Here is a 1,307-nt window from a genome sequence, read left to right on the forward strand (position 1 = left end):
CCCCCCCCCCCCCCCCCCCCCCCCCCCCCCCCCCCCCCCCCCCCCCCGAGACTGGGCTCAGTGCCGGCGGTCGCCCCCTCCGTCACGGCGCGTATCCGCACCGCGCCACCTCCCCCGTTTCTCGGGGGAGGAGCAAGGAGGGGGCGGCGAAGCCGACCTGCCAGATCAGAGCCCCGGCACGATGGCCTTCAGCCGCGCTTCGCCGGTGAGCGCTTCATGGTGCGGCGGACCCATGCCGTCGGGCGGCGAACCGCCTTGCTGGCCATTGGGGAAGCCGCCGGGCGGCGGGCCGGGCGGGCGGCCGTTCATGCCGCCAGGGGGAGGCCCCATTCCACCGGGAGGAGGACCCATGCCGCCGGGAGGCGGACCGCCCGGTCTACCGCCCGGGCCGCCCATCCCCGCGTCGTCCTTCCAGTCGGCGGCCGGATCGACGCCCAGGACCAGGGCCAGGACGTAGCCGTCCTTGCCTTCCTTGACGCTGGCGACCATGGCCTCGCCGCCTTGCAGGGCGATGCCGTCGTGGCGGTTGAAGGTGTCGCGCTGGCGCGGGCGCTTATAGGCCGGGACGTTCTCGTAGAGATATTCCGACAGGGCGTCGGGCACGAACAGCTGGGCGGTCAGGGCCGTGCGGGCGTCCAGGTGCACCTTGATGTGGATGTGCGGGGTGCGGCCCTCGTACCAGCCCGGCCAGATGGTCTTGAAGGCGACCTTGCCGGCGCTGTCGCTGATCTGCGCGCCGCGCAGGAAGGTCGCGCCCTTGGCGGCGGTCTTGTGGTCGTCGCCTTGGCCCTCGTAGCCGGAGTAGATCCCCTGCGCGTCGCAGTGCCAGATATCGACCCGCGCGCCCTTCAGCGGCCGGCAGGCGCCGTCGACGACGGTCAGGGCCACGGTGACGGGCGCGCCCTTCCTGCCTTCGGTGATGTCGGCGCGGTCCAGCTTCGGGTCGAACCAGTAGGGACCCTGGGTGACCTGCGGGGTGATGGCGCAGACGCCCTCGGCGGCGACCGCCGGGCGCGAGCCCACGGCGACGGCGGCGAAGGGAACGGCGCTGGCGAGAGCCAGCAGGCCGCGACGGCTGGGAGAAACGGTAGTGGGCATCGGCGCTCCGAAACGAGAGGCCGCTCTTCTGACCGGACGATTGTGCCGCCGTATGTCCGGTTCTTGCGGGATTGCAACTCTGGCGGCGATCCTCCCCCTCTGGGGGAGGTGGCCCGGAGGGCCGGAGGGGGATCGGCGCAGGCCCCCTCAGTCGCTTCGCGACAGCTCCCCCAGAAGGGGAGCATCTTGTCGCCCACTACAGATACTTG

The 1,307-nt window shown here is 72.7% G+C and carries 1 protein-coding gene and 1 pseudogene; one reads left to right on the forward strand and one right to left on the reverse strand.

Going from position 1 to position 1,307, the window contains the following annotated elements; translation table 11 throughout:
* Positions 1 to 47: 47 nt before the first annotated feature.
* A pseudogene (locus tag AC07NG_RS17515) lies at positions 48 to 131 on the forward strand (hypothetical protein); the annotation flags it as partial.
* Between the two features lie 34 nt (positions 132 to 165).
* Here AC07NG_RS17515 and AC07NG_RS17520 read toward each other — a convergent pair.
* Positions 166 to 1,098, reverse strand: a complete 933-nt coding sequence (locus tag AC07NG_RS17520; RefSeq protein WP_494595347.1) for an intradiol ring-cleavage dioxygenase — start codon at positions 1,096 to 1,098, stop codon at positions 166 to 168.
* Between the last annotated feature and the right edge of the window lie 209 nt (positions 1,099 to 1,307).

This window comes from Caulobacter sp. GW821-FHT10C03 (assembly GCF_059415485.1).